The sequence below is a fragment of the Macrococcus capreoli genome (assembly GCF_025628935.1).
Taxonomy (GTDB): Bacteria; Bacillota; Bacilli; order Staphylococcales; family Staphylococcaceae; genus Macrococcoides; species Macrococcoides capreoli.
On the sequence record NZ_JAOTIS010000017.1, the window covers coordinates 41,985 to 50,906 of the forward strand.

Consider the following 8,922-nt stretch of genomic DNA (forward strand, 5'->3'; position numbering starts at 1 on the left):
ACCTACTCTCCGTATAAATACATTGGCGTTAGCCCTTGACGCTTCGCTAATATTTGTTGTACACGTTCAATGTCACTTTTACCCATTAATTGTTTAACAAACGAGTTTGCTGCAAAGAAATCTTTTCCGAAGAATGAATTATCGTTATTAAATTCGATGACTTGTGCATCTTTTGCTTTTAAATCTTCTTTTAATGCTTTCAGTGCATCTTCTTCTAAGCCGATTTCATCTATTAAGTTTAATTTTTTAGCTTGTTGGCCAGAATAAATTCTACCATCAGCAATTTTTTTCACTTGTGCGGGATCGATATGGCGCCCATCACTAATGACTTTAACGAATGCTTCATAACTTTCATCAACGAAACTTTGTAATATTTTACGTTCTTCTGCATCCATTTCTTTCGTTGGACTCATAATATCTTTATGTGGACCACTCTTAATAGTATTGAACTTAACACCATATTTATCAGCTAGTTCTTTATAGTTTGTCGATTGCATAATTACACCTAAAGAACCCGTAATCGTTTCATTAGATGCATAAATTTTATCTGCAGGTGCAGAAATATAGTAACCACCTGAAGCAGCCATATTTTTCATCGTGACATACACTTTCTTGCCAGACTTCTTAATGGCGTTGATTGCTTTATGTATTTCCGCACTTTCATAAACGCCACCGCCTGGTGAGTTGACGACAAGCATTAAACCTTTAATATGTTGATCCTCTTTTATCTTCTCTAATTGCTTTAACGTTTGTGTATGATTGTAGCCACCTTCATCAAATAAAGCAGGTGCACCAGTATCCTGAATAACGCCATCAACTTCTACACGAGCAATTTGATGGTCGGCATCATCACCTTCAATGACATTTTTATTTAATGCATCATCTGACATCGCCATACTTTCTTCAAACGATTTTGAGAAATCAGAAGTAAAAGCCGTTGTAAAGAAACTTACAGAAGTCCCTAAAATAAATAATACTGCTGCTATAATCATTGCTATGACTCTTTTACTCATTAATATTTGCCTCCAATTTGAATTTTGTTCATTTTCATCATAACAGATTGCATAAATTCAAAAAATAAATATCGCATATGTTTAAGGTAAATTTAAGGTTTAATACCGAAAATAAAATTAAAATAAAATTCGAACAAAATTCAAATAATATAACTAAAAAAGAACACCCAATTTACAGGTATTCTTTAACATAATCAAATATATTTTTACCTATTAATAAAACAGTAACACATACAAATAAAACCTTCACATACGACACACCTTTACGAATCGCAAACTGGCTTCCTGCATAACTACCCGCAATCATCGCAGCGCCCATGCTTAAACCATATGTATAGTTAACATGGCCTAATATAATAAACAATAACAAAGCACCTAAATTACTCGCAAAGTTTAAAACTTTCGCATTGCCGGCAGCACTTAAGAAATCAAAGCCAATCATTAAAAAGCCAAATAATAAGAAACTTCCAGTTCCCCCACCTAGAAATCCATCATAAAAACCAATAAATCCAATAGCAATAACAAATAATATCAATTGCTTTAAATTTAATTTTTGATAGGTTGAAATATCTCCCCAGTCTTTTTTGAATAAAGTATATATCAAAACGAGCGATAACATAATGATGGCTAATGGCTTAAGATATTCAGGCGGTAGTTTTGTAGCAACAAAAGCCCCACCAATCGACATAAGAAAAGATAAAGGAAAAAGTTTCGCCACAATATTCATATCAACTTTTCTAGAGCGAATAAATGATAGTGCTGATGTGAAAGAGCCAAATGATGAGGCTAATTTGTTTGTACCCAGTGCAATTGAAGGTGGCATACCCGTTGCAAGTAATGCAGGAATACTGATGAGCCCTCCACCTCCGACAACTGAATCAATAAATGCCGCTAAGAACCCAAAGACAATTAAAATGAATAAAGTTTGTATATCCAAGTTGAACTCCCCTTTAGTCACTACTTAAGTATGTATCGAGCTAGCGGTATTGACACTTTATCGCTAGCTCACTTCATTTTCATACTATTTTCTGGTTCGAGCTAGCGGTATTTACTTTTTATCGCTAGCTCACTCCATTTTCATACTATTTTCTGGTTCGAGCTAGCGGTATTTACTTTTTATCGCTAGCTCAATCCATTTTCATACTATTTCCTGGCTCGAGCTAGCGGTATTTACACTTTATCGCTAGCTCACTCCATTTTTTCTCTATTTTGAGGCTCGAGCTAGCGGTATTTACACTTTATCGCTAGCTCAATCCATTTTCATGCTATTTTCTGGTTCGAGCTAGCGGTATTTACTTTTTATCGCTAGCTCAATCCATTTTCATGCTATTTCCTGGCTCGAGCTAGCGGTATTTACACTTTATCGCTAGCTCACTCCATTTTCACGCTATTTTCTGGTCCGAGCTAGCGGTATTGACACTTTATCGCTAGCTCACTCCATTTTCATGCTATTTCCTGGATCGAGCTAGCGGTATTTACTTTTTATCGCTAGCTCACTAAATCACTTTACGATTCAAACACTTCTCCATTATCTAATCTAAATTGTTTTCTTAATAAGTCCGGATTATTTGTAAACGCCCCGTCAATGCCTTCATTAATGAGACGCTCCATATCCCCTTCATCATTCAATGTATATGGAAATACTAAAAAGCCAAGTTGGTGCATACGTTCAATCAATGGTTGATCCAAATCTTTATAATTCGGCCCAACAGCATATACGAACGATTGAATTTTTTGCAAATCTTCATCACTCATATCACGTAGCATTCCTTTCTTACACAACAATAATAGTGGAATGCCAGGCTTTAATTGATGCATCTTAATCAAACTTTCCAGACTAAATGACTGAATTACCGTCTGATAATTTGCCATACGTTCTTCTGTTAACAACTCAAACGTCTCTAATACTCGCGTCAACTGTTCTTCCATACCTGGGTAAATATCTGGCGCTTTCGTTTCGATATAGTAATTTGCCTTCCCATATCGTTCAAACACTTCTTTAAGCGTTGGTACCGATTGTTCTGCATAATAGTCATGCGCAAGCTCCGGAAATTTATCATTAAACCATTGTCCAATACGTATTTCCTTAATTTCCTTCAACTTCATTTCTTTGATGACACCATGTGATAACCCCGTACGCTCTATCGTCTCATCATGCATCACAATAATTTCACCATCCAGCGTCATCTGAACATCCAGTTCAATATAATCCGCACGCATATCAAAGTGACTTAAATCATATGATGCAAAGCTATGTTCTGGTGCATAGGCGCTGGCACCACGATGCGCGATTACTACATTTTTACTTAACATTACCGTTCCCCCTTACAATAAGTCAGAAAAGTCCTTTTTACGCTGTTTATTATTTTTAGAAAGTGTTAATGTTTCTATTCCCTCTATTGCAGTTTTAATCATCGCATCGAAATCAACATTTGATTCAAAACTCTCTACTTTATCCAGTCTTGGATTCGTCTTCGGATTTTTCGGTGTAAATATCGTACAGCAATCCTCAAATGGCTGAATCGACGTCTCATAAGTTCCAATTTCCTTAGCTTTTATCACAATCTCTTCTTTATCATAAGTTAATAATGGTCGTAATATTGGTAAGTTCGTAACAGCATTAATTGCATACATACTGCCTAGCGTTTGAGAAGCAACTTGCCCCAGGTTCTCTCCATTGACCAACGCTTTCGCATCAATTTGACGTGCAAACTGATCTGCAATACGCATCATCATACGACGTGTCGAAGTCATCGTTAAATTCTCAGGCACTGTTTTATGAATCATCTTCTGAATATCTGTAAACGGAACTAAATGCAGTTTAATTTCACCAGCAGTTTCCGCCATAATTTGTGTTAAATCAATAACTTTCTGTTTCGCTTCTTCACTTGTAAAAGGTGGAGAATGGAAATGAATCGCTTCTATTGTTACACCGCGGCGCATTACTTCTATCCCTGCAACGGGTGAATCAATCCCACCTGACAGCATTAGTAACGTCTTACCACCTGTACCAACAGGTAAACCGCCTGCACCTTTAATCACACGTGAATATAAGTAAGCGGCATCGCGACGAATCTCAACTAATAATTTATAGTCTGGATCTTTCACTTTTACTGATAAATGTTCAATATTGGATAGAATCGCTTTTCCTAATACTTGTTGTAAATCAAATGTTTCATATTCAAAGCTTTTGTCTGAACGTTTCGCATCTACTTTGAATGTCTTACCAGGTTCATCAATATCTTTTGCAAGCATGATTGCCGCTTCTTTAATCGCTTCAATATCTTTGTCAACTTTAACGACAGGACTTACAGAGTGTACGCCAAATACTTTCGAAATACGATGCATAATCTCTTCAACGTCTGCATCTTCCGTCAATTCAACATACATTCTATCGCGATTCGCTAATACTTTATAACCTTCTAACGGAATTAATGTATATTTAATATTACTTTTTAGCTGGTTGACGAATGTATTACGGTTACCTGATTTTAATGTGAGTTCCCCGTATCTTACTAATATGTGGTCAAATTTCATTTTTTTAATAACTCCTTCATTTCTTCATAAACTGCTTTAAACGCCTCAATGAATGCTTGAACGTCCGCTTCCGTCGTATATTTATCAAACGAAATACGTACACTTCCTGTAATCGCATCATTCGGTACATTTAAAGCCGTTAATGTTTCATTTAATTTCGCGCGTTTCGAAGAACATGCACTTGTTGTAGATATCATAATACCACGTTTTGAGAAACTATTGACAATAACTTCACCCTTCACACCGACAAATGATATATTTACAACATGCGGAGCACCATTCGCTACCGAATTTACACGAATACCTGGATACTCACTCACCGTTGCTTCAATTATCGCTTTGAAATGACGTAAACGTTTATTCAAATCATCTTGTTCATTTAATGCAATACGCATCGCTTTCGCAAGTGACACGTCACTCGCAACATTAACTGTCCCGCTTCTAAATCCATATTCCTGGCCACCACCAAACAATGTATGCGTAACCGTTACAAGCTGATCAAACACGAGTATACCCTGCCCTTTTAAACCATTAAATTTATGCCCACTCAATACAAAGCTATCCATTAAGTTTGCATCAATCGGTAACTTACCGAATGATTGCACACAATCTACATGGAAATGAATCTTTGGATAATCTTGAATTAATGTATGAATATCCTTTATAGGAAGTATCGCTCCCATAACGTTATTAACATGCATTAAACAAACCATCACGACATCCTGATTAAGCAATGATTTAAAATGCTCTATATCTAACGTAGCATCTTCATTAAATTTCACATATTTAATCGTAAACCCTTCATCTTCCAATGCTCTCACTGTTTCTAATACTGATGGATGTTCCAGTTTCGATGTAATGATCGTTTGTCCGAATTGTTTCTTACTGCGTGCCATACCAGTAATAACTAAATTATTAGATTCCGTCGCACCACTAGTAAATATCACTGTTTGATGTTTTAAATGTAACAAACTTTTAATCTGGTCACGTGCAGATTCCAATAATTTATTTGCTTCTAAACCTTTTCCGTGCGGACTGCTTGGATTAAAGTAATATGTCGTATTTACTGTGTTAAAAGTATTTAAAACTTCTGGATCCGGCTTTGTTGTTGCACAATTATCTAAATAGTTCATATATTCACCTCAATGAATAAAAGACTTGAACGAATTCAAGTCTTTTACTTTCTTATTATTTCTGTTAATGTCTTTGGTTTAATACACTTGCTTCAATCTTTTCCGTTACACCTGGTTCGACGCGTTCAATTGCAGCTTCAGCAATTTCAACAGCACGTTTATAACGGTTGTTACTAAATAAACGTTCTGCTTCATTTAAATCTTTATTCACATCTGGTCTTTCTTTTCTGAAACGGTTACCATACTGAATTAACTTCTCCGCGTATTGTGCGTGTTCTAATACATCAACTGCTTCTGATTCAAATGTATTCATTGTCACTAATACTTTATTTACTTTATCTCTGACATGTGTCACATTCATAGGACGTTTATTGAATAGTTGATGTACTTCTCGTGTTTCAATATCAATTTCATTTTTCATAATGATAAATCGTTCTGGTACACTTGAAAGGTTTGACGCCAGTAGTCTACGATAAATCTCTTCTTTTTTCGCTTGTATTTTCAATATATTTTTCTGTGCTTCTTGTTCATCTTCACGTAAATTCGTTAAGTGTTGCTGAATTTTCTCCTGGTTTTCATTAATGACTTTCACATGTTCATCAATATACTTCAAGTTATCTTCAACTTCTGTATAACGTACGCTCGATTTCGCAGTTTCCATTAATATTTCATCATATACAGATACTAAGCTCTGAATTTCATTTTCATATTGACGCACTTTTTGAATATCTTCTTCATTAATATAATAGCTTTCTTTCACATATTCCATTTCAGTACGGATTGTGTAGTTCATATCTTTTGCGTGGAATAACTGATCAGTAATGATTTCTTTCGTTGTTTCAACGTTATTCTTCGCTTTCACTTCATATTCTATCAGTTCCAGCATTTCATCAATTGCATCGTTGATTTCATTAATAATTGCTTCTGCATCGTTTAACTGAAGGCGAGCGATTAATGGCTCTACTAAATTTAGTTTACCTTTTAAGGTTTGTAAATTACCATCTACTTTAACGTGCTCTAAATTATAACCTTCAATCTTTAAATCACGACATCCGAAACGAATATCCTGAAATTGACCCGGTAACTCTTTTTGAACATCACGAATGAGTAATGGAATATCTTCCATATCTTCTTTTAAACCAGTCATCTCATCATGTAATAATGTGATATGCTCATGCGCATCATCATAGTTACCTTCTTGAATCAAACCTTCGTATACTTCAATTCTAGGGGCATATGTTTCGATTTGTACTTCTAATGGGTCTGCTGCTTCCCCGAACTGATGACGGTTCGCTAAAACATCGCGTTTTGCTTCACGATAAATAATTTTACATTCCTCGTATTTCTTATCGTCTTCTTTCGTTGAAGCAATATATTGATTAATATCTTCCGTGAACTGTTTGTATTTCTTTTCAATTTGATCTAACAGATGGTTACTTTCAGCAACTTTATCTTCGCTCTCTTTGAATTTAAATTTGTCTAATGCTTCATCCGCATCGTTAATGGTTAATTCACAAACTTTAATATCTTCATTAAGAACTGTTTGCCATTCTCTTTTCCATTTTTCAAAGCGATTGTTTGCTTGCCCTGATAAATTTAAAGTTTTTACTTTCACTAATTCATCTTGAAATGGCAAATTTTTAATTTCATTTTTTCGTGCTTCAACTTGTTCAACTTGTGTTCTTTTCTGATTCCTCAAATAAAACATAATACCAATTATAATTAGTATTATAACGACTATTCCCACTATGGCATATATCATCAATTTTCATTCCTTCCAAAGTACTCTTTCCTATTATAACGTAATTTATGTATTACAAAAACAATTAATTGTGAAAAGTTATCAAATTAGATACACTAATACTTACTATAACAATTTATTATAACAAAAGGAGTGATCTTATGTTTGAAATGAGCCAAATCAATGATTATAAAACTTTAAATCAAATGCTTGATGCGTTACTGTCTGGTGAAGATGATATTGTCAGCCATTTAGCAAATGCGAGTGCATTACTCAATGAATTTTTAACTGACGTCAATTGGGTCGGTTTTTATACGATGAAGAATGGCCAGTTACAACTTGGCCCTTTCCAAGGCAAACCGGCATGTGTCACAATTCCTGTCGGTAAAGGTGTTTGTGGCACAGCAGTAAGTGAACGTAAAACGATGCGCATTAAAGATGTACATGCCTTTCCAGGCCACATTGCATGTGATGCCGCAAGTCAGTCAGAGATTGTAGTCCCAATTATAATTAACAATGAAGTATTTGGTGTACTGGATATTGATGCACCGATTCAGGATCGCTTTACTGAACAGGATCACGAAGGTTTAGAAGCGTTCGTTGACGTATTACAACGTCATATCGAAAAATTAGTGTAATTTGTTGTTGACAAAGCATTTCATCATGTTATAATAACATCTATGTGAATAAACGAAGATAGCAGATAAATATTAAGACGCTCTATGATGTCCCCTATGTTGGCGTGTTGCGTAACCGAAGCTATAAGGCGAAAGCACGGAATGACATTATATCGATCTTTAGCATTTATCACGTTTTTGTTTTTTGCATAAAAAACAAAATAAGAGGAGGAGTCACATTATGGCTCGTTTTACAGGTTCAACTTGGAAAAAATCTCGTCGTTTAGGTATCTCTTTAAGCGGCACTGGTAAAGAATTAGAAAGACGCCCTTACGCACCAGGACAACACGGTCCTAACCAACGTAAAAAATTATCTGAGTATGGTTTACAATTACAAGAGAAACAAAAATTACGTTACATGTACGGAATCAACGAACGTCAATTCCGCACAATCTTTGACCGTGCTGGTAAAATGAAAGGTATTCACGGTGCTAACTTCATGGCATTACTTGCTTCTCGTTTAGATGCAGTCGTATACCAATTAGGTTTAGCACGTACACGTCGTCAAGCACGTCAATTAGTTAACCACGGTCACATCATGGTAGATGGCGCTCGCGTAGATATCCCATCATACCAATTAAAACCTGGTCAAGTGATTTCAGTTCGTGAAAAATCACAAAAATTAAACATCATCGTTGAGTCAGTTGAATTATCTAACCATGTTCCTGAATACTTAACTTTCGATGCTGAAAAATTAGAAGGTACATTCGTACGCGTTCCAGAACGTAGCGAATTATCTGCTGAAATCAACGAACAATTAATCGTTGAGTACTACTCTCGTTAATCAGTTCAACAAAAAACACCAATCAAACGATTGGTGT

8 protein-coding genes are annotated in these 8,922 nt (G+C 35.4%); 2 read left to right on the forward strand and 6 right to left on the reverse strand.

Going from position 1 to position 8,922, the window contains the following annotated elements:
- Positions 1-2: 2 nt before the first annotated feature.
- The 6 genes from sppA to ezrA form a co-directional block, all read right to left on the reverse strand.
- Positions 3-1,013 carry a signal peptide peptidase SppA gene (gene sppA / locus OCL94_RS11510; RefSeq protein ID WP_262997071.1) on the reverse strand — a complete coding sequence of 337 codons (1,011 nt, stop codon included), beginning with the start codon at positions 1,011-1,013 and terminating at the stop codon, positions 3-5.
- Positions 1,014-1,185: 172 nt separating this feature from the next.
- Positions 1,186-1,950 (reverse strand): sulfite exporter TauE/SafE family protein, encoded by a 765-nt coding sequence (locus tag OCL94_RS11515; protein ID WP_262997072.1) that lies wholly within the window; start codon positions 1,948-1,950, stop codon positions 1,186-1,188.
- A 569-nt stretch (positions 1,951-2,519) separates the two neighbouring features.
- The gene (locus tag OCL94_RS11520; protein ID WP_262997073.1) at positions 2,520-3,326 is read right to left on the reverse strand and encodes a glycerophosphodiester phosphodiesterase; all 807 of its coding nucleotides are present in this window, start codon (positions 3,324-3,326) and stop codon (positions 2,520-2,522) included.
- 12 nt (positions 3,327-3,338) lie between these two features.
- Positions 3,339-4,550, reverse strand: a complete 1,212-nt coding sequence (thiI, locus tag OCL94_RS11525) for a tRNA uracil 4-sulfurtransferase ThiI (RefSeq protein ID WP_262997074.1) — start codon at positions 4,548-4,550, stop codon at positions 3,339-3,341.
- On the reverse strand, positions 4,547-5,683 hold the full coding sequence (locus OCL94_RS11530; RefSeq protein ID WP_262997075.1) for a cysteine desulfurase family protein: 1,137 nt from the start codon (positions 5,681-5,683) through the stop codon (positions 4,547-4,549). The genes thiI and OCL94_RS11530 overlap by 4 nt, the downstream gene beginning before the upstream one ends.
- Before the next feature lie 64 nt (positions 5,684-5,747).
- Complete coding sequence (gene ezrA, locus OCL94_RS11535; RefSeq protein WP_262997076.1) at positions 5,748-7,448, reverse strand: septation ring formation regulator EzrA; 1,701 nt, start codon at positions 7,446-7,448, stop codon at positions 5,748-5,750.
- A 137-nt stretch (positions 7,449-7,585) separates the two neighbouring features.
- Here ezrA and OCL94_RS11540 point away from each other — a divergent pair, with 137 nt between their 5' ends.
- Both OCL94_RS11540 and rpsD read left to right on the forward strand, forming a co-directional pair.
- Positions 7,586-8,062 (forward strand): GAF domain-containing protein, encoded by a 477-nt coding sequence (locus OCL94_RS11540; protein WP_262997077.1) that lies wholly within the window; start codon positions 7,586-7,588, stop codon positions 8,060-8,062.
- A 220-nt stretch (positions 8,063-8,282) separates the two neighbouring features.
- Positions 8,283-8,885 (forward strand): 30S ribosomal protein S4, encoded by a 603-nt coding sequence (rpsD, locus tag OCL94_RS11545; protein WP_096076146.1) that lies wholly within the window; start codon positions 8,283-8,285, stop codon positions 8,883-8,885.
- The last annotated feature ends 37 nt before the right edge of the window (positions 8,886-8,922 follow it).